This window comes from Vibrio sp. R11-SG3-ISO3-SZ, from assembly GCF_059834345.1.
Window position 1 is genome coordinate 1 of sequence record NZ_JCBDGX010000181.1, and the last position, 20,114, is coordinate 20,114.

The 20,114-nt window shown below is 55.0% G+C and carries 18 protein-coding genes and 1 pseudogene; 10 read left to right on the plus strand and 9 right to left on the minus strand.

The window, feature by feature from the left end; genetic code table 11:
- The 4 genes and pseudogenes from AC6R1O_RS18700 to AC6R1O_RS18715 all read left to right on the plus strand — a co-directional run.
- A pseudogene (locus AC6R1O_RS18700) lies at positions 1-159 on the plus strand (type II secretion system minor pseudopilin GspK); the annotation flags it as partial.
- Entirely contained in the window at positions 119-1,360 is a 1,242-nt protein-coding gene (gspL, locus tag AC6R1O_RS18705) for a type II secretion system protein GspL (RefSeq protein ID WP_500657611.1), read from the plus strand. The pseudogene AC6R1O_RS18700 and the gene gspL, both read left to right, overlap by 41 nt.
- Before the next feature lie 8 nt (positions 1,361-1,368).
- Positions 1,369-1,896: a type II secretion system protein M gene (locus AC6R1O_RS18710; RefSeq protein WP_500657612.1), complete on the plus strand. Its 528-nt coding sequence runs from the start codon at positions 1,369-1,371 to the stop codon at positions 1,894-1,896.
- 4 nt (positions 1,897-1,900) lie between these two features.
- Positions 1,901-2,668, plus strand: a complete 768-nt coding sequence (locus AC6R1O_RS18715) for a type II secretion system protein N (protein WP_500657613.1) — start codon at positions 1,901-1,903, stop codon at positions 2,666-2,668.
- A 5-nt stretch (positions 2,669-2,673) separates the two neighbouring features.
- On the opposite strand, the gene envZ is transcribed toward AC6R1O_RS18715, so the two are convergent.
- The 4 genes from envZ to AC6R1O_RS18735 all read right to left on the minus strand — a co-directional run bounded on the left by envZ (position 2,674) and on the right by AC6R1O_RS18735 (position 7,461).
- A complete protein-coding gene (gene envZ / locus AC6R1O_RS18720) occupies positions 2,674-4,041 on the minus strand; it encodes a two-component system sensor histidine kinase EnvZ (protein ID WP_500657614.1) in 1,368 nt (455 codons plus the stop codon).
- Between the two features lie 78 nt (positions 4,042-4,119).
- A complete protein-coding gene (ompR, locus tag AC6R1O_RS18725) occupies positions 4,120-4,839 on the minus strand; it encodes an osmolarity response regulator transcription factor OmpR (RefSeq protein ID WP_500626432.1) in 720 nt (239 codons plus the stop codon).
- A gap of 164 nt (positions 4,840-5,003) precedes the next feature.
- Positions 5,004-5,489, minus strand: a complete 486-nt coding sequence (greB, locus tag AC6R1O_RS18730) for a transcription elongation factor GreB (protein ID WP_500657615.1) — start codon at positions 5,487-5,489, stop codon at positions 5,004-5,006.
- Positions 5,490-5,532: 43 nt separating this feature from the next.
- Positions 5,533-7,461: a putative ATP-dependent zinc protease gene (locus AC6R1O_RS18735; RefSeq protein ID WP_500657616.1), complete on the minus strand. Its 1,929-nt coding sequence runs from the start codon at positions 7,459-7,461 to the stop codon at positions 5,533-5,535.
- 240 nt (positions 7,462-7,701) lie between these two features.
- Between AC6R1O_RS18735 and AC6R1O_RS18740 the strand changes: the two genes are divergently transcribed.
- Positions 7,702-10,017 (plus strand): Tex family protein, encoded by a 2,316-nt coding sequence (locus AC6R1O_RS18740; protein ID WP_500632563.1) that lies wholly within the window; start codon positions 7,702-7,704, stop codon positions 10,015-10,017.
- Positions 10,018-10,143: 126 nt separating this feature from the next.
- On the opposite strand, the gene AC6R1O_RS18745 is transcribed toward AC6R1O_RS18740, so the two are convergent.
- The gene (locus AC6R1O_RS18745; RefSeq protein ID WP_334554907.1) at positions 10,144-10,614 is read right to left on the minus strand and encodes an ATP-dependent Lon protease; all 471 of its coding nucleotides are present in this window, start codon (positions 10,612-10,614) and stop codon (positions 10,144-10,146) included.
- A 242-nt stretch (positions 10,615-10,856) separates the two neighbouring features.
- Positions 10,857-11,696, minus strand: a complete 840-nt coding sequence (gene bioH, locus AC6R1O_RS18750; RefSeq protein ID WP_500657617.1) for a pimeloyl-ACP methyl ester esterase BioH — start codon at positions 11,694-11,696, stop codon at positions 10,857-10,859.
- A 230-nt stretch (positions 11,697-11,926) separates the two neighbouring features.
- On the opposite strand from bioH, the gene AC6R1O_RS18755 reads away from it, so the two are divergent.
- From AC6R1O_RS18755 to cysQ, 5 genes are all read left to right on the plus strand, one after another.
- Complete coding sequence (locus AC6R1O_RS18755) at positions 11,927-12,082, plus strand: hypothetical protein (protein WP_500657618.1); 156 nt, start codon at positions 11,927-11,929, stop codon at positions 12,080-12,082.
- Positions 12,083-12,086: 4 nt separating this feature from the next.
- The gene (locus tag AC6R1O_RS18760) at positions 12,087-12,611 is read left to right on the plus strand and encodes a ComF family protein (RefSeq protein WP_500657619.1); all 525 of its coding nucleotides are present in this window, start codon (positions 12,087-12,089) and stop codon (positions 12,609-12,611) included.
- 79 nt (positions 12,612-12,690) lie between these two features.
- On the plus strand, positions 12,691-13,278 hold the full coding sequence (gene nfuA, locus AC6R1O_RS18765) for a Fe-S biogenesis protein NfuA (RefSeq protein WP_500657620.1): 588 nt from the start codon (positions 12,691-12,693) through the stop codon (positions 13,276-13,278).
- A 172-nt stretch (positions 13,279-13,450) separates the two neighbouring features.
- Positions 13,451-13,993 carry an ADP compounds hydrolase NudE gene (gene nudE / locus AC6R1O_RS18770; protein WP_334554899.1) on the plus strand — a complete coding sequence of 181 codons (543 nt, stop codon included), beginning with the start codon at positions 13,451-13,453 and terminating at the stop codon, positions 13,991-13,993.
- A gap of 55 nt (positions 13,994-14,048) precedes the next feature.
- On the plus strand, positions 14,049-14,876 hold the full coding sequence (gene cysQ / locus AC6R1O_RS18775; protein ID WP_334554897.1) for a 3'(2'),5'-bisphosphate nucleotidase CysQ: 828 nt from the start codon (positions 14,049-14,051) through the stop codon (positions 14,874-14,876).
- A gap of 78 nt (positions 14,877-14,954) precedes the next feature.
- Here the strand turns inward: cysQ and recG are convergent, their stop codons facing one another.
- The 3 genes from recG to spoT all read right to left on the minus strand — a co-directional run bounded on the left by recG (position 14,955) and on the right by spoT (position 20,083).
- Entirely contained in the window at positions 14,955-17,033 is a 2,079-nt protein-coding gene (gene recG / locus AC6R1O_RS18780; RefSeq protein ID WP_500657621.1) for an ATP-dependent DNA helicase RecG, read from the minus strand.
- Between the two features lie 153 nt (positions 17,034-17,186).
- Complete coding sequence (trmH, locus tag AC6R1O_RS18785; RefSeq protein WP_500627782.1) at positions 17,187-17,870, minus strand: tRNA (guanosine(18)-2'-O)-methyltransferase TrmH; 684 nt, start codon at positions 17,868-17,870, stop codon at positions 17,187-17,189.
- A 92-nt stretch (positions 17,871-17,962) separates the two neighbouring features.
- On the minus strand, positions 17,963-20,083 hold the full coding sequence (gene spoT, locus AC6R1O_RS18790) for a bifunctional GTP diphosphokinase/guanosine-3',5'-bis pyrophosphate 3'-pyrophosphohydrolase (RefSeq protein ID WP_500631407.1): 2,121 nt from the start codon (positions 20,081-20,083) through the stop codon (positions 17,963-17,965).
- Between the last annotated feature and the right edge of the window lie 31 nt (positions 20,084-20,114).

A 20,114-nucleotide genomic window follows, 5' to 3' on the forward strand; every position in this document is an offset into this window, starting at 1 on the left:
TATTTTGAAATGGATGCTGAACTGCTGGTCAACGACTCGCGCGTGCGAGTGCGAAGCCTGCTGTATAGTGAAAATCGTGAAACTGCAACGGTAATACGCCGTCGCTTTGGAGGTATCGGTGAACGAGAGTCTGATCGTTCGACTGAGTCACAACCCTAATGCCGCTGTTCAATGGCTGGTCTGGTCTGCGAGCGAGCGCGCCGTGATCGCCAGTGGCGAGCTCGCCAACTATTCCCAGCGTGAGGCGTTAGCGCAATACGCCAAGGGGCGCGCGACGACAGTGCTTCTCTCTGCGGCCGATGTGGTGCTCAAACAGGTCGAAATCCCGGCCGGCGCTGGGCGTCAATTTGAGTCTATGCTGCCTTATTTGCTCGAAGATGAGTTGGCGCAAGATGTCGATGAGCTGCATTTTGTTGTGTTGGCTAAACAAGGCAATCAAGCGCACGTGTGCGCCGCGCCGCGTGTTTGGCTGGCGAGCGTGCTCGATGATCTGCGTGAGCTTGGCTGCTCGGTGCGCAAAGTGCTGCCGGATGTATTGGCACTGCCGAAGGAGACGCCGCTGTGCGCCGCGCAAATCGGTGAGCAGTGGCTGATTGGCAAAGATCAGTGGCAAGGCGTCTCGGTAGAGGCAAGCTTTTTACCCTGGATTACCGCCTCTGATTGGGTCAAAGATAGCGCTGGCGAGCCTTTGGCGCTGACTGCGCTTACCCCACTGCCTGAGTCTGTGATTAAGGCGCATCCCGCTTGGCAAGAATGCGTTTGGGAAAACGAGGAGGGCAAGATCGTGATGCAGGTGCTCGCCGAGCACGCCTTACTCAGCCCAGTTAATCTATTAACCGGTGCATTCAAGTCTAAATCGTCACTCGGCAAATATTGGCGCGTCTGGCAAGGCAGTGCCATGGCCGCGATGCTGCTACTGGCGCTGATTTGCGTCGACAGTGTGCTGAAAACCGCGCGCTTTGAGGCGCAAGCTGACGCGTATCGCAATGAGAGTGAGCGTCTGTTTCGCGAGGCACTACCGGGGCGCACGCGCATCCCGACCGTCAGCTATTTAAAACGGGAGATGGAGCGAGAAGCGGCGCAACTGTCCGGTGGCAGCAGTGACACGGTCTGGCTAGAGTGGATGGTGCAACTGCCTGATGCGGTTAGCAAAGTGCCGGGGCTGAGCTTGACCAGTATCAAGTTTGATCGCAATCGCAAAGAAGTGCGCCTTGAAGCGCAAAGCGATGATTTCCAGAGTTTTGAGCGTGCCAAAGCGCAGCTTGAGTCGCGTTTTAAGGTTGAGCAAGGGCAGCTCAGTCGCAGTGGCGAGCGTGTCAATGGCTCGTTTGTTTTAACGCTACGTGACGGCCAGTCGTAAGGAGAGTCATGAAAGCACGTTTTCAATCGAGCCTTGCGCCGCTATTGGCGCCGCTTGGTACCAAGCTGAGTGCATGGTGGTCCGCCATTACCCCGCGTGAGCAGCGCCTTGTGATGGTGTGCGCGGGCCTTGTGATGGCGGGCGGCCTGTACTGGGGCATTGTCGAACCTTTGACCACGCGCGCAGAGCAGGCAGAACTTAGGCTGCAAAGTGAAAAGCAGTTGCTGGGCTGGGTCGAAGATCAAGCCGAGACGATAGCGAGTTTGCGCGCCGCCGGTGGGCGCTCGGTATCCACCTTAGCGCTGAATCAGGCGGTCTCCTCAACGGCGAAGCGTTTCAACGTCGAGTTGGTGCGCGTTCAGCCACGCGGTGAGGAGCTACAAGTGTGGATAAGCCCGATGCCGTTCAACCAGTTCGTCAGTTGGATTGCCTTTTTGCAAGAGACCCACGGCGTGCACGTCACAGCGCTCGATCTCGATAGAGGCAAGCAAGAGGGCGTAGTGGATGTGCGTCGCTTACAGTTGGTGAAGGGGTAGAGGGATGAAAAAACGGCTTCTGCTCGGCGCTGGTTTACTGGGTGTATTTGGCTTGAGCGCGTTGGTGCACATGCCGGCATCGTTTGTTTATCACACCTTAGGCCAGTATGCCGCCATCCCAGCGCAACTGCGTGTCGATGGCATTCAAGGCACCCTTTGGCAAGGGCGCGCGGCGCAAGTGCGTTGGCAGCGTTACGATTTGGGCGCAGTGAATTGGTCGCTTGATATCGGCGCGCTTTTCAGTGGCCGCTTACAAGCGCAAGTGCGCGTGGGCCAAGGCGGCGGCCTTGTCGTGGGGCGTGGCACTCTGGGTCTCAATCGCCAAGGCGCATTCGCACAAAACGTGGTGGCCAGTCTCTCCGTTGAGAAAATCCTACCTTGGCTTCCTCGCCCGCCCGTACCACTCGATGTGCAAGGGCAGGTGGAGTTCAATATCCAGCACTGGGATTATCAAGCGCCGTGGTGCCGCTCGGCGAAAGGCAGCGTGGTGCTCAATACTCAAGGCGTCGGCACGCCCATCGCCGAATTAACCACAGGCTCAGTTGTCGCGCCGTTTACTTGTCAAGACAGCGCGCTGAGCATCGCAGGCAATCAGCAAAGCGATCAGGTCGAGAGCGCCTTCACGCTCGAACTCACCCCCGATCGCCGCTACCAAACCCGCGCCTGGTTCACACCGCAATCCAACTTCCCCCCAGCGCTCCAAGAGCAGCTAAAATGGCTCCCCGCGCCAACGGACGGAAAGTACGCGTTTGAATATGGGGGGAGGTGGTGAAGTTCCTAGTGCCTAGTTCCTAGAGGGTGATCTCTAGGGACTAGGAACTTGTTTTCTCTAGGCACTCCGATTTCCACCGGAAAACTCAACTGCACTTTCAATCCGCCGCCGCTGCGGTTATTGACGATCACCGAGCCGCTGTGTTGGCTCATGATACGTTTGACGATGGCAAGGCCCAGTCCGGTGCCTTCGCTGCCTCGGGCGGTGTCGCCGCGGGTGAAGGGTTCAAACAATTTGCCGATGTCGCTTTGCTTGATGCCGGGGCCATTGTCTTCAATCGATACCCAGGCCAGTTTGCTGTCGGCGGTCATGCCGGTTGAGATTTTCACCCAGCCGTTGCCGTAGCGGACGGCGTTGACCACGAGATTGCTGATCGCACGTTTAATGGCAATCGGACTACCGCTGATCGGCTTGAGCGCAGGGTGCCAGTGGGTGTCAATTTCCATCTCATAGCCGCCCTCTGCGCTGGCGACGTCACTGGCAATCTCATTGAGTGCCACCTCAACAAACGACTCTTTATTCACCGGTTTAAGGTAATCCATAAACTGGCTGATGATTTCGTTGCACTCTTCGGTATCGCTGATGATACCTTCAGCCAAGTAGCTGTCTTCGGGCGACATCATTTCAGTGGCAAGGCGAATGCGCGTCAGCGGCGTGCGTAAATCGTGGCTGATCCCCGCCATCAGCAGCGCGCGATCTTCTTCGAGCGCCTGAATCCCCTTCGACATCTGATTAAACGCCCGGGTGACCGAGCGGATCTCTGAGGCGCCTTGTTCCACCAGTGGCGGCGGGATTTCACCGCGACCCACCACCTTGGCTGCTTTTTCTAGTGCGATCAGTGGACGGTTTTGTAAGCGAATAAACAGCCAACACCCAGCAACAATCAGCAGCGCCATGATGACGCTGTTGCGAAATAGGGGCGTGAAATCCTCTTCTTGCAGCTCAGAGAGCGGGATGCGCAGCAGCGAGCCCGGCAGGGACTCGATCTTCATCCACAGCACGTAGCTGTCAGTGCCAAGCATCATCCGCACGTCGGTTGCTGAGCCCAGCTCTTGGCTCATCTCTTCGCTCATCAAATCGATGGTCACCGCATGCTCGTACTCCGCAGCAATCGGGCTGTTTTCGGCGTGAATGGTGACACCAAGCTGCTCAAGCACTCGGCGACGCAGCGGCGCGTCCATATCGAGCTCACTGTCCAAGTTTTGTGTATCGTCGAGCATCAAATTGATCTCATGGCCGAGGATCTTATTGAACTGCTGCAAACTGGGCATCAACGCATAGTTGAATACGGCGTAATAGGAGTAGACTTGGCTAGCAATCAGCAAGGTCAGAAAGATGAGAATCGATTGAGTGAATGAGCTGCGAATGCGCATGGGGTTTTCCTAGCGGGTCCGAAGGGTGGCTAGGGGATGGGGAACGCCTTGGGTAGGCGCGCCCCGCTCTCTAGCCGCTTAGGCGTCTTTGCCATCCGGGACAAAGACATAACCTAAGCCCCAAACGGTTTGAATGTATCTTGGCTTGCTGGGGTCGACTTCCAACATGCGGCGCAGACGTGAAATCTGTACGTCGATGGAGCGCTCCATCGCGGAGTACTCTCGGCCGCGAGCCATGTTCATCAGTTTATCACGCGACATCGGCTCGCGCGCGTTGGTCACGAGCGCTTTGAGTACCGCAAACTCGCCCGAGGTTAACGGCATCGCTTCCTCGCCGCGGTACATTTCACGCGTGCCGAGGTTTAAGCGAAACTCACCAAACTCAACAATCGACTCAGCAGAACTTGGCGCGCCTGGCAGCTCGACTGTTTGGCGGCGCAGCACCGCTTTAATGCGCGCCAACAACTCACGTGGGTTAAACGGCTTAGGCAAATAGTCATCGGCGCCCACTTCGAGGCCCACGATGCGATCGATTTCATCGCCTTTGGCGGTGAGCATCAGAATCGGTAGTGAGCTGCCGGCATTGCGCAGACGGCGACAAATCGACAAGCCATCTTCACCAGGGAGCATAAGGTCGAGCACCATCAAATGAAAGTTCTCGCGGGTTAATAAACGATCCATCTGTTCGCTGTTGGCGACACTGCGTACCTGAAATCCCTGTTCAGACAAGTAACGTTCTAACAATGCACGCAAACGGGCATCGTCATCCACGACGAGGATTTTGTGATTTTCTTGCATGTGTGAATCCACCTATGTCATTCCAATGCGACCGAGTCGATTTGAGTGGGCGCACAGTAAAATGTAACAGAGCGCCGCGCAAAGTGGTGCAAAGAATTGTTAGCGAGTATGACTTTTTTGATATTAAACCGGATCTTAATCGTGGGGTCGGTGAGAGACGCGCATCAACACTCAGGGTTCTGGTAGCTGATGGCGTTGATAAACCACTCTTTATCGCCCTCAGGGGTGCGAACGGTGAACTCGTCATCGACCTCTTTTTTGAGGAGCGCGCGCGCCATCGGTGAATCAATGGAGATGTAATCTTTGGCGTCGCCATAAATTTCTTCCGGCCCAACAATTCTGAATGTTTTGACCTCACCCGCTTCATTCTCAATCTCGACCCACGCGCCGAAGAATACTTTACCTTCTTGTTGCGGCGAGTAGTCAACGATGGTCACCTCAGGGAGAAACTTGCGCAGAAAGCGCACTCGGCGATCGATTTGACGAAGCAAGCGCTTGTTGAAGGTGTAATCCGCGTTCTCAGAGCGATCGCCAAGGCTGGCCGCCCAGGTGACTATTTTGGTAATTTCCGGGCGTTTTTCATTCCATAGATGGTCATGCTCGGCTTTGAGCTTGTTGTAACCTTCGCGGGTGATGAGTTTTGTTTTCACTGCTGTAATCCAAGTTATTGAACCGCTTTACCGGCCTATTATATTACTCGCCGCTTGGCTTTTTCGTCACTAGATAGTCATCATCACTGCTGACCACCACGCCATATTTGAGGAAGTTCTTGCCCAAAATCATGCTGTAGTGGAAGCGGTCGCGGTCTTGCAAATTGACGCGAATCTTCTTCTCTAGCTCGCCGAGCTTGACGCGCATTTCCACCACTGGGCGCACATTGGCTTGCTCGCCTTTTTTGGCGCGCACGCTCATCTCATGCACCACCGGCAGGGTGAAGGTCTTTTTATCGCCCTGATCGTTTTCATAGTCAAAACGCACCATGGCTTGACCATCACGTTCAAAGCGCTCGATGTTTTGCGCGTTCAGTGAGGAGACATCAGCGCCGGTATCGAGTTTCACCGGGAAGGTGAGCCCTTCCACTTGCGCGACCTCAATGTGGCCGGCCTTAAACAGCGGGTAGCGGTTGAGTAATTCTTCGCTGCGAGTGTTGATCAGCACGCCACCCTCGGTCATGTTGCGGCCGATGATAAAGTACTCGTGCGGTTCTTTATCGCCAAGCACCTCAATTGCGTATGGCAGCTCCACCTCTTGCCCTTTTAACATAAACGAGCCAAACACTACTGGGCGTGTGGTCTCCCCAACTTTGAGTTTTTTGTGGATCGGTTTGGAGAACTGCTTGGCCTCGCCCTTGTTGTCATTGAGATAATAAGTGATCCACTCTTTGCCTTTTTGTTGATAGGTCTCAAAGCTGGCGACTTTCAATAGCGGTGTGCCCACCGTCCAAGAGGCCTCGGCGGGTAGGGCGATACCATCGAGCAGCAGCGTTTCTTGCCCCGTGATTTGAAGCGCCGCTTGCGCTTGACGACTCGAGAGCGTTTGCGCTTTGCCGGCCAACAGATCCGTCGCGCTTGGGTCAATCACAAAGTGCTCGCTGAGCGTCTGTTTACCGAGGCGAATGTCACTGCTCTTGTGGTGGCGATCGGTGAGATACACCAGCCACTGCTGACTCTGTTGCTCGCCGAGACTGACAGGCACGTAAACCATAGGGCGCGAATTGCCGCTCACCTTAAGCGTGCGAATCACCGGGCGAGTGAGCGTTGAGCGCTCGCCTTGCGGGCCTTCAATCGTAAAACGCACGTGCATGCCATCGTCACTGACGTCAATGTCACTGGCATCGAGCGCGCTGTAGGCGGCGTTTAACGAGTAGCTGACGCGCTGCGCCACGCCGTCAATCTCTACGGTTTCTTTGCGGCCAATCAGCTGCGCGCTGTTCCACGTTTGCAGATGGTCGGCGCCGGCAAACACCCAAGCGTGATCTTTGAGGAAAGTTTTGCCAATCAAGATTGGCGCTGAAAACTGACTGCGATCGGTTAAGTTGACGTCGGTCTCCACCGTCGTGCCGGCGATGGTCAGCGGCACATTGACCGTCGGGCGCAAAATGGGCTCTGCGCTGGATCGGCTGCGAATCACGCCGACACGCTCGAGGGGTAGAGCCAAGGTGACGCGCTCTCCGCTATAGGGGTGAATAATGGAAAAGCGCACGCTGACTTGATACGGCTCAAACACCGCTCGGTTCCAATCGTTGTAATCAATATCGCGCACTTGCTCGACGTCTTTGACCAGCGCGCGCATTAACGCCTCATCTTGCCACTGGGCGTAGTCCGGATGTTGGCTGGAGACGTGAATATCGATGGCGTGCATCGAGGTGGTGTCCGCGCCTGTATCAATTTTGCCGGCAAAGGGCACCCCTTCAAGAGCGGCTTGCCCTTGCTCATCTTTGACGCTCAAGGTGACGTTTTCGAGTCGACCGAGCACCAATTTTTCATCGAGGCGGGTGATGGGCGCATCAGTGGTCGCGTCGATGCGCGTATCGAGCGTGACGTACGCGGCGTCTGCCAGCGCATACGTCGGGGCCAACAGGGAAAGAAGCGTTAAGGAGAGACTGAGCCAGAGTTTTTTCATCGCATTTCCATCATGATTAGTGAATGTCACTCGTTGAAATGAGTGAGAGGGGTGCTGAGTGATTAAGTTCGTGACGTTTTCTAGTTCTGACACAATTTTCACACAATTGCCAACCAGTTTGGCGACTATCTTGACCTTGATACTGTTTGAGGTGCGATGCGTCTCGAATGGAAAATCGTTGCATTTCATCGTGCACACCCCAATATATCGCCCATTAAAGAGAAAAATGAGAGCCAAAGGATGAGCCAAGCACTCTGCCAATTGATCGCTCAGGAGTTGAATGTTCGCCCTGAGCAAGTCGTGTCTGCCGTCAAGCTGATTGATGATGGCAACACGGTGCCGTTTATCGCCCGTTACCGTAAAGAGGTGACCGGCGGACTCGATGATACCCAACTGCGTACCCTAGATAGCCGCTTATCTTACCTGCGTGAGCTGGATGACCGACGTCAGACCATTCTGAAATCGATTCACGATCAAGGTAAGCTCACCCCGGAGCTGAAAGCGCAGATCGAACAAGCGGACAGCAAAACCCGTCTCGAAGATTTATACCTGCCTTACAAACCTAAGCGTCGCACCAAAGGGCAAATCGCCATTGAAGCCGGACTCGAGCCGCTCGCCGACGCCTTGTGGCATCACCCTGAACATGATCCGGAGCGTGAAGCGCTGCGTTACGTCGATGAAAGTAAAGGGGTCGCCGACAGCAAAGCGGCGCTCGATGGCGCGCGCGCTATCGTGATGGAGCGTTTGGCAGAAGACGCCAGCTTACTGGAGAAGGTGCGCGCCTACTTAACCCGCCACGCTGAGTTGGTCTCACGCGTTGTTGAAGGGAAAGAGCGTGACGGTGAGAAGTTTAAAGATTACTTTGATCACCGCGAGCCGCTCGCCAAAGTGCCGTCTCACCGCGCCTTGGCGATGTTGCGAGGCCGCAATGAAGGCTTCCTCACGCTGACCATGGACGCAGACCCTGCCCAGGAAGAGGGCGTGCGCCAATCCTATTGCGAAACCCTCATCGCCGATCACTACGGCTTGTCACTGAGTGACGCCCCTGCCGATGGATGGCGCAAACAAGTGGTGAGCTGGGCATGGCGCATCAAAATTGCCATGCACATGGAAACCGAACTGATGGGCGCATTGAAAGAGCGCGCAGAAATCGACGCTATTGAAGTGTTCGCCACTAACCTAAAAGATTTGTTGATGGCCGCACCGGCAGGCCCGCGCGCGACGCTTGGCCTTGACCCGGGTCTGCGCACCGGCTCCAAAATTGCCGTGGTGGACGCCACAGGTAAAGTGCTGGCCACTGAGACCATCTACCCGCATCCGCCACAAAACCAATACGACAAAGCAGGCCAAGTGGTGGCCGCGCTGGTCAAGCAGCATCAGGTCGATTTGATTGCGATCGGTAACGGCACCGCCTCGCGTGAGACGGACAGCTTTGTCGCGGATCTGATCAAGCGCTACGGATTGAAAGTGCAGAAAATCATGGTCAGTGAAGCGGGCGCCTCGGTCTACTCGGCGTCTGAGCTCGCGGCGAAAGAGTTCCCCGATCTGGATGTATCGCTGCGCGGTGCTGTGTCGATTGCGCGTCGCTTGCAAGATCCGCTGGCTGAGCTAGTAAAAATCGATCCTAAATCGATTGGTGTGGGTCAATACCAACATGACGTGAGCCAAGCAATGTTGGCCAAGCGTTTGGACGCGGTGGTGGAAGACTGTGTGAACGCGGTCGGTGTGGATGTCAATACCGCCTCACCGGCGCTTTTGACGCGCGTGGCGGGCCTAAGTAGCACGCTGGCGCAAAACATTGTCGAATACCGCAATGAACATGGCCGATTTGATACGCGCAGCGCCTTGAAAAAAGTCGCACGTTTGGGGCCCAAAGCATTTGAACAGTGTGCCGGTTTCTTGCGCATTATGAATGGCAAAAACCCACTCGATGCGTCAGCGGTGCACCCAGAGGCGTACCCTGTGGTGAAAAACATCGCAGAGAAAAATGGCGTGGCGCTTCAATCGCTGATTGGCGACAGTGCGTTCCTGCGCGATCTGCGTGCGGTGGATTACACCGATGAGCATTTTGGTTTGCCAACGGTGACCGACATCATCAAAGAGCTCGACAAACCGGGCCGAGATCCTCGCCCTGAGTTTAAAACCGCGACCTTTGCTGAAGGTGTCAACAAAATCACCGATCTGGAACCGGGTATGGTGCTGGAAGGGGTGGTGTCGAACGTGGCCAACTTTGGCGCCTTCGTCGACATTGGCGTACACCAAGATGGCTTAGTGCATATCTCAGCGTTGACGGATCGCTATGTCGCGGACCCTCGTGATGTGGTGAAAGCCGGCGATATTGTCAAAGTGAAAGTGATGGAAGTGGACGCTGCGCGTAAGCGTATCGGTTTGTCGATGCGTCTTAATGATGAGCCAGGGCAAGAGCGCCGCGCCAACGCGCCGCGTCGTCAGAGCCCATCGAATGGCCGTTCGCGCGAGCATGCCAGCAAAGAGAGCCAAGGTGCGAGTGCGATGGGCGGAGCGTTTGCCGCCGCGTTCGCCAAAGCAAAGCGCTAACCCCAAACCCACTACCCATAACCCTAAACCCAGCATCACCAAGAAAATCCCCGCCACGGCGGGGAATTTTTTTTCGGCATTTCCGAGCGGTGTGTTTGGACCTTCCAAGCACAGTGTCGCTCCGTACTACAATACCGCAATGACATCTGACGGCGTATTGGGGGCCACGGCATGACCGTAGTGAAACTTAATCACGGTCCGACGCTTTTCCATTTGGCCTTCAGTTATCGCCGCATCGATTATGCGTTTCGGCAAGCGAAAACGCATGGCGTAGCCTTTACCTTGGTGCTCGCTGTAGCTGGCCAGTGACAGCAGCTCGAACAGCCTATCGAGTCTATCTTTAGGCTCTTCACGAATCGCGGCGTGTGACTCTCCACTCTCATCCATCTCATAGCTCGGATGCTCTGAGGGATCCCAAGAGGCGTCACGGCGACGCTTATCGTCGGCTTTCACTTTCCGCTCAGCGTTGCTCTTGGCTAATGCCATTGTTGGACCAATCGGCTCGCGAACTTTGTTCTCCCGCGCCGCTTGCTCCGTTTGCACATTAACCGATGGGGCGATGAGTGGAACACTGACATTCGTTGGTGAAACGAGCATAGCTATCTTCCTCACACCCAACCAAATCCTCACCAAACGCGGTGATTTTTTGGTATCGATTATTTATCGACCAGTGAACGGAAAAGTTGAGGGGAGAGTTCCTAGTTCCTAGTGCCTAGTTCCTAGAGGGTGGACGTCAGGAATTCGGTATTTGTTTTTCCAGTCACTGACTTCTAGGAACTAGTCACTTGTTTTTCTAGGCACTTTTTTCTAGGAACTAGGCACTTCTTTTTTCTAGGCACTTATACCCACTCTTTAATGATTTGGCAGAAGTGGTCGAACTCGGTAATAAAGGGCGCGTGTGAGGAGGCGGTGAAGAGATGGCTGGTGCTGTGTGGCATCAGGGCGCTGACGTCTTTGGCCACTTTGGCGGGTACGAGACCATCGAGTCGGCCGTACAGGCGCAATGTGGGTTGTGAGATCGCCGCGAGCTGGTGGCGGTAGTCACAGTCGGCGAGCAAGGTGAGCCCGGTCATCAGGGCGTTTGGATTGGGCGCAGGGCGTGAGAGCACGGCGTGTTTTAACGTCTTGATGTCTTGTCTGGCCGAAGGGCTGCCCATTGCTTGCAGCGCCATAAAACGCTCGATGGTGAGGGCGAAATCGTCCGCCAACTGCTGGCTAAATTGGGTTAACACCTTAGGGGCAATCCCTCGCCACAGCGAGCGGGATGGCGTTTGAGACGCCTCACTGCGCGCTAAAGTACGCTCGCCCGCTTCAAATTTGGGCGAGCTGGCGACGGTGATAAGTTTGCTCACCCGATCTGGGTGGTGCAGCGCAATATGGGTCGCCAATAAACCGCCTAGTGACCAACCTAGCCACACCGCATGTGCGGGGGCGTCAACCAGCACCTGCTGCGCCAAATGCGCCATATCGGTAAAGTCATGCTGACTGCTGTGACCAAACCCGGGTAAATCGACCACATGAACATGGTAGTGCGTCGACAGCGCCGTGGCGGTTTGCTGCCACACCGCGCCATTCATCCCCCAACCGTGGACCAAGACAAGACTCTGACCCCTCGGATCGCCAAAAGATTGCCAAAATAACCCTTTGTTTGTCGTCTCAATGTCTCGCACTTTTTTCATCCTTATGTTTGGGGGTGGAGGGGGATAATAGGGGGAGAGGGGAGTGCCTAGTTCCTAGTTCCTAGAAGTCCACCCTCTAGGAACTAGGAACTTCCTTTTCTAGGAACTGATTTCTAGGAACTAGGCACTTCTTTTCTCTAGGAACTTACCCCCAAGAATATTGAGGATCAGGCTTTGGGTAAAGGATTAATCAGGGCAAAGTACTGGCTTGCCCCCCACTACTGCGAACTGTGTCAGCTACCCATATCGGCCCACTCGTCGTCGCTGGGGGTATCATCACCGCCAACTCGTTGGCTGTGTTCGGTGTGTCAGGTTTGGCTGGCGCCAAAGCCGCGGTGTGGGTGTTGCGGGTTGGTGCTGTGTCATGCCGAGGCGCAGTGTGGTGAGTGTTTGACATCGCCGCCGGCTTGGTCACGCTTGGTGTGTGTCGGTGACTACACGCCGCCTTTGTCTCACTACGTGCACAAACTCAAGTATGAGCGCCAATTTTGGCAGGCTGATAAGCTGGCAGAGTTGCTCGCGGCGCGGATTGGCCAAGAGGCTGAGACGGCGCCCCTGCTGACCTCAGTGCCGCTGCACTGGCGGCGCTGGCTCTATCGCGGCTTTAATCAGAGTGAGCAACTGGCGCTGGCGTTAGCGCGGCGACTGAAGGTGAGTTATCAGCCTCTGTTTCGCCGGGTCCGCCACAGCGCCGCGCAGCAGGGGCTGTCCAAACGTGAGCGGCGGCGCAACTTACACGGGGTGTTTGAGTGTCGCCTTGATGGGGTGGAGGCTGATCATGTCGCGATCGTGGATGATGTGGTGACCACGGGCGAAACCGTCTCACAATTGGCTCGACTACTGCTTGAAGTGGGGGTAAAAAGGGTGGATATTTACGCTCTATGCCGCACTCCCGAACCGGATGATGAGAGTTAAGGTCAACGGCTTGCATTGCCAAGGGGGCGAGGAGTAGAATGGTGAACAAATAGCCTACAAAATTACTCAGGTATTCGTCGTGTCAAAACCTATTATTATTACAGAAACCGCACAAAAGCACTTTGCTAACCTACTGGGTCAGCAACCCGAGGGCACCAATATTCGCGTGTTCGTTGTTAATCCGGGCACTCAAAACGCCGAGTGTGGCGTTTCTTACTGTCCACCAGAAGCGGTCGAAGCGACCGATACGGAACTGGCTTTCGAAGGCTTTTCGGCTTACGTGGATGAGCTGAGTCTGCCTTTCCTTGAAGACGCTGAAATCGATTTTGTCACCGATAAAATGGGCTCTCAGCTGACGCTCAAAGCGCCAAACGCGAAAATGCGTAAAGTGGCGGACGATGCGCCGCTGGTCGAACGTGTTGAGTACGTGATTCAAACGCAAGTGAACCCGCAGCTTGCCGGGCACGGTGGTCATGTCAATCTGGTGGAAATCACTGAAGCAGGCGTGGCTATTGTGGCGTTCGGCGGTGGCTGTAACGGCTGTTCTATGGTCGATGTGACGCTGAAAGAAGGCATCGAGAAGCAGCTGCTGCAAGAGTTTGCGGGTGAGTTGTCTGCTGTACGTGATGCGACTGAGCACGATCGCGGCGAGCACTCTTACTACTAATTCTGACAACGTTATTGATAGGCATCCTTCGGGGTGCCTTTTTTATAGCTAAAGTGCGCCTATTTGGGCTCGATATTTTCGCGCGGTTTTTCTCAATCGATCCTAGGATCTTCGCAGTGATTCCCCTATATTAATGATTATTATTCATTTCCCCCAGTGATGGAGTAAGCGCGTGGCGAAACAGACGCCGCCAGAGATTCTGGCAAAAAACACCGTGGCGAAGTCCAAATTGTTTGCGATAGAAGCGCTCGACTTGCGCTTTAGCAATGGCGAAACCCGTACGTATGAGCGTATGAAGCCCAGTGGTCGAAACGCGGTGATGATGGTGCCCATCACAGAGCAAGGGGATCTGTTGTTGGTTCGAGAGTACGCGGCCGGTACGGAACGCTACGAATTGGGGTTCCCCAAAGGGCTGATTGACCCGGGTGAGTCCGCCAGTGAAGCGGCCTGCCGAGAGCTGAAAGAAGAAATTGGTATGGGCGCACGTACCTTAATTCCCCTTAAAGAGGTGGTGTTAGCGCCGTCCTACTTCTCGAGCCGCATGACCCTGTTTATTGCCAAGGATCTCTATCCTGAACAGTTGCAAGGGGACGAACCGGAACCATTGGAAGTGATTCGCTGGCCGTTGGCGCAAGCGGATGAGCTTCTTACGCATCTTGATTTTTGTGAAGCGCGAAGCATTACGGCGTTGCTATTAGCATTGCGCCATTCTTAGCACTGCGTTATGAGCGAGCGGGTTACGGCCTCCCGCGCGCCAAGGATTTGCCATTATGCCTAAAACCCAAGACCTGTCTCATCATCTCCCCGCGGTAATCGATATTGCGCGCTCTGCTGGGCAATTGATCCTCGATATTTATGAGAAGAAAGAGTACCAAGAGTACACCAAGAGCGACGAAACGCCTGTCACCAGTGCTGACATCGCCGCGCACAAATTGATTGTCGAAAAGCTCTCTGAATTGACGCCGGATATTCCGGTACTCTCAGAAGAAGCGGCAGACATCAGCTTGTCAAAACGCGCAGAGTGGGACAAATATTGGTTGGTTGATCCGCTCGATGGGACGCAGGAATTCATTGCGCGCAGCGGTGATTTCGCCACCATCATTGCCCTTATCGACAACAATCAGCCTGTGATGGGCGTGGTGTATGGGCCAGTCTCTGGGGTCACGTATTACGCTTACCAAGGCAAAGGGGCATGGAAAATCCCCGATATGAGTGAAAGCGTGCGCATCAAAACTCACCAGCATGATGGCAAAGCCTACCCGATTGCGATTGCGATCAGCCGCAGGCAGAACATCAACCGTATCACCTCCCGCATGAGCAGCCAGTGGAATTATGACCTAGTCCCACTCGGCTCTGCCGCACTGAAAGCGTGTTTGGTGGCCGAAGGCGCGGTCGATTGCTACTTGCGACTTGGGCCAACCGGCGAATGGGACACCGCCGCGACCCAGTGCATCGTCCAAGAAGCCGGAGGACGCATTCTCAGCACCCACCTCGAACCCCTTTCCTACAACGAGCGCGAGACGCTCGAGAACCCCAATTTTATCGTCCTAGGTGATGAAGCACTGCCGTGGGATAAGATATTGAAGGTGAAGGGGTGAGGAAGTTCCTAGTGCCTAGTTCCTAGTTCCTAGAGGGCGGACTTCTAGGAACTAGGGACTTCTTTTTCTAGGAACTAATCACGCCTTTGCGTAAATATCACGCTCGCCCAACCACCGCTCTATGATCGCTTGGGTGTGGTCAGGGTAGTTGAGATGCAGGTAGCGCGCGATGCGTTGCACTTCGGGGACGAGGCGTTGATCGCGGATCAGATCGGCAATCTTAAAATCGGCCATGCCGGTTTGTTTGGTGCCGAGCAGCTCGCCTGGGCCGCGAATTTCGAGATCGCGCTGGGCTATCACAAACCCATCATTGCTTTCCCTCAAAACGCCTAATCGCTTTTGCGCCGTTTTAGACAGCGGCGCGTGATACAAGAGCACACAGTGGCTGGCGACCGAGCCTCGTCCAACACGGCCACGCAACTGGTGAAGCTGCGCCAGGCCGAGGCGTTCGGGGTTTTCAATGATCATCAAACTGGCATTGGGAACATCGACCCCAACTTCAATCACTGTCGTGGCGACCAACAAGTGCAGTTGATTGTCTTTAAACGCCTGCATCACCGCCTGCTTCTCGGCCGGTTTCATTCGCCCGTGGACTAAACCAATCTTGAGGTCCGCCAGCGTGCGCTGCAACTCCTCTGCGGTATCGGCGGCGGCTTGTGCCTCGAGCACTTCCGAGTCATCAATCAAGGTACACACCCAATACGCTTGCTTGCCCTCGTTTAAGCAGGCATGACGCACGCGCTCAACAATGGTGTCGCGTTTGGTGTCTGGGATGGCGACGGTTTGAATTGGCGTACGACCGGGGGGAAGCTCATCGATGACGGAGGTTTCAAGGTCAGCGTACGCCGTCATGGCCAGGGTGCGCGGAATGGGCGTCGCCGTCATGATAAGTTGATGCGGATACGCGCCCTGCTGCTCGCCTTTTTCACGTAGCTCTAGCCGCTGGTGGACACCAAAGCGGTGTTGCTCATCGATGATCACCAGGGCTAATTGAGAAAAATTGACCTGCTCTTGGAACAGCGCATGGGTGCCGACCACCATTTGCGCTTCGCCCGAGGCAATGCGCTCGAGTTGGGTCTGCTTGGCTTTGCCTTTGAGCTTGCCCGCCAGCCAGCCGACTTGAATGCCCATTGGCTCAAACCATTGGCTAAAGTTTAATGCATGCTGCTCTGCCAGCAGTTCGGTGGGCGCCATCAAGGCCACTTGTTTGCCTTGCTCCAAGGCGCGCACGGCAGCCAGTGCCGCGACCAAGGTTTTGCCTGAGCCGACATCCCCTTGCACCAACCGCATCATCGGGTGTGGCTTGGCGAGGTCGTTCTCAATCTCTTCTACGACGCGGCGCTGAGCATTGGTCGGAGAGAACGGCAGGGCGTCCAATAGCTGTTGTTTCAGCGTTTGACTCGGCGGCAGCGCGATCGCCGCCTCTTTTTGCCCTTGGCTTCGCACCGCGAGCATTGATAGGTTTTGCGCCAGTAGCTCTTCCATGATGAGGCGCACTTGCGCCGGGTGTTTGCCCTCATCAAACTGTTCCAGATTGATGTTCGGTGGTGGGCGATGAATGGTGTGCAGCGCTTGATTGAGGGTGATTTGGCTATCATAGAGCCCGGCAGGGAGCAGCTCTTGCACCGCCGATTTATCGAGCAATGCGAGCGCTTGTTCTGTCAGGTTACGCAGGGTGAGTTGGCGCAGGCCATCGGTGGTTGGGTAGACGGGCGTTAAACTCGGCTCCGTCTCAACCGGTTGCTGCGGCGTGTAAAACTTGTAATCCGGATGGACAATCTCTAACCCGTAGCTGCCGCGTTTGATTTCCCCATAAGCATGCACCGTTTTGCCTTCCGCGAATTGATTTTTCATCCCAGCGGTGAAGTTAAAAAAGCGCAGTGTGAGGGTGCCGTTGCCATCACTGAGTTTGACCGCCAACATTTTGCGTTTGCCAAACAAGGTATCGACACTCATCACTTTGCCCTGCACCGCCGCCCATAGCCCTGCGTGCAGTTTAACAATGGGGTAGACCCGAGTGCGGTCTTCATAGCGCAGCGGCAAGTGAAACAGTAAATCCTGCACCGACAGCAGCCCGACTTTGGCCAATTTCTCTGCCACTTTCGCCCCGACACCCGCCAGAGAGGTCAGTGGAATAGCCGACAAAAGTTGGGACATAGCTTCGCTCACGCAATGATTAATGATGGGGATAGTTAAGCATTTATCTGTGTTTTTGTACAGTAAAGAGGGGGAGTTCCTAGTGCCTAGTTCCTAGAAATTCCGTCCTCTAGGCACTAGGAACTAGAAACTAGGCACTACCTACCTACCTACCTACCTACTCTGCATCTGCGCCCACCACTCTTTATCCGCGACGATTTGGCCTTGCTCGTCGAGGGGAGGGTAAGGGAGCTGTTTGCGTTTGGCGACTTTGGCGAGCACGGGGTGGCCGCGCTCAAAGAGGATGCGGTGGATGGTCTCGGCGGGCAGGGCGCTTTGTGCGTTGTCGTACATGCCAGCGGCTTGGCGTTGGCGCTGGGCTTCATAGAGAATCACTGCGCTGGCGACCGAGACATTGAGCGATTGCACCATACCGACCATAGGGATGATGATGTCTTGGTCGGCGAGCGCTTTGGCTTGCTCTGACGCGCCGATTTTTTCACTGCCGAGGATCACCGCCGTCGGTTTGGTGTAATCAATCTGACGAAAATCGACCGCCGTCTCTGAGAGATTGGTGACCAGCACTTGCATGCCTTGACGTTTGAGCTCACCCATCGCGTCTTCAATGGTGTCGTGCGTTTCCACTTCCACCCAGTTGCGCGCGCCCGCCGACGTGTGGCTTAAGGTGCGCATTTTATCAGGCCAAACCGCGTGCACTTTGTGAATGCCGGTGGCGTCGGCGCTGCGGATCACCGCCGAGACGTTATTGGGCTTGTGGACTTCTTCGAGGCAAAGGGTCAAATCCGCTTGGCGCGCTTTTAACACTTCTTGAATGCGTTGGTAACGTTCTAAATTCATGGTGTTAGGGCTTAGTTGATAAAGAATATGGTGATCAAAAATGGATGATAAAGAAAGCGGCCCTAAAGACCGCTTTCTGATTTGGATGGGGATCAGTACTTTCTACGTCGCACTTTGAGCGTGTGCGGCATGGCTTTAATCTTGCGCATGATGCCCGCTAGGTGGACACGATCTTTGGTGGTGAGCACCACAGTCACTGTGTACAAACGCCCGTCACGCTCTTCGGTCGAGAGACCGTGAATGTTGGAGCCGGTTTGTGAAATGACGTTGGTCAGTTCCGCGAGGGCGCCTTGACGGTTTTGCACATCGACACGCAGCTCGGCGATAAACTCTTGATCGTAATCGTCTGACCACTCCACCGCCATGTACTTATCTGGCTCTTTTTCGTGGTTGCGCACATTCGGGCACGTCTCACGATGCACCACCAGTCCTCGACCCGGAGAGACGTGAGCAATGATGTGATCGTCCGGAATCGGATGACAACAGTTGGCAAACGTCAGCAAGATGCCTTCTGCGCCGCGGATCGGCAGCTTCTTCTTCGGCTTGCCGTCGGTGTTGATGACTTCGGTGAGCTCATCGGCGTCGCCAAGCAGTCTGCGGGCGATGACAATACTCATCAACTCACCCAAACCGATAGCGGCGAGCAGATCATTGAGGGATTTGATTTTCAGATCGCTCAAGACGTGATTGATGTTCTCTTCATTGATGTCGGAAACCGACAAATCACCCAAGGCGTGATTGAGCAATCGGCGGCCAAGGGTAATCGACTCTTCACGGCGCATGGTTTTCAGCACTTGACGAATCTTGGTGCGCGCACGTGAGGTCACGACGTAGTTGAGCCATGCTGCATTCGGACGGGCGCCCGGTGCGCTGATGATCTCAATCGTCTGGCCGTTTTTCAGCGCTTTGCTGAGAGGGTAAGGGTTGCGATCGACGCGCGCGCCGACACAGGTGTTGCCGACATCGGTATGCACGGCATACGCAAAATCGACCGCAGTGGCGCCGACAGGCAGCTCCACGATGCGCCCTTTTGGGGTGAAGACGTAAATCTCATCTGGGAAGAGATCCGATTTGACGTTTTCAATAAATTCGAACGAGTTGCCCGCGCTTTGTTGGAGCTCAAGCAGGCTCTGCATCCAGCGCTGCGCTTTGACTTGCGCGGTGGTGCCGGTACGCTCGCCATTGCCTTTGTAAGACCAGTGTGCTGCGACCCCTTTGTCCGCCATCTGATCCATATCTTCGGTGCGAATTTGCACTTCGACAGGCACGCCGTGTGGGCCGACCATCGAGGTATGCAAAGACTGATAGCCGTTCGCTTTCGGCACCGCAATGTAATCTTTCATACGCCCCGGGCGAGGCTTGTAGAGCGAGTGCACTTGGCCCAGTACGCGATAGCAAGTGTCAGCGGTGTCCACCACCACACGAAACGCGTAGATGTCCATAATGGTGTGAAAGCGCTGCTCTTTGGTCTTCATCTTGTTGTAGATGGAGAAGAGGTTTTTCTCACGCCCCACCACACGCGCAGACAGGCCCACTTCTTCCAGTCGGCCTTCAATTTCGGTGTGGATGCGTTGAATCATCTCTTTACGGTTACCGCGAGCGGCCTTGACGACCTCTTTTAACACGCGATAGCGGTTGGGGTAGAGCGCTTCAAAACCGAGCTCTTCCAGTTCGGTTTTAATATTATGGATACCCAAGCGATGCGCTAAGGGTGAGTAGATTTCGAGGGTTTCGCGTGCGATGCGACGCTTTTTGTCTGGGCGCAGTGCGCCGAGCGTGCGCATGTTGTGCGTGCGGTCTGCCAGTTTGATCAAAATGACGCGGATGTCTTGCACCATCGCAAGGACCATCTTACGAAAGTTCTCAGCCTGAGCTTCCTTGCGATCACGAAACTTGAGCTTATCCAGCTTAGAGACGCCATCGACCAGTTCTGCGACGGTGTTGCCAAACTTCTCTTCTAGCTGCTCTTTGGTGACATCACAATCTTCGATGACATCGTGCAAAAGGGCGGCTTGGAGGGTTTCAATATCCAGGCGCATTTCCGCCAAGATACGAGCAACAGCAACAGGGTGGATGATGTATGGTTCCCCGCTTGAGCGGGTTTGCCCTTCATGGGCATCTTTCGCTACCACATAAGATTGACGCAGAGCCTCAATTTGAGGCTCTGTTAGGTATTCTTGGGCAACGTCTTTGAGGCTATCGAATAGATACAAATTTTAGGCCCGGCAGAGTGTGATGAAGAGG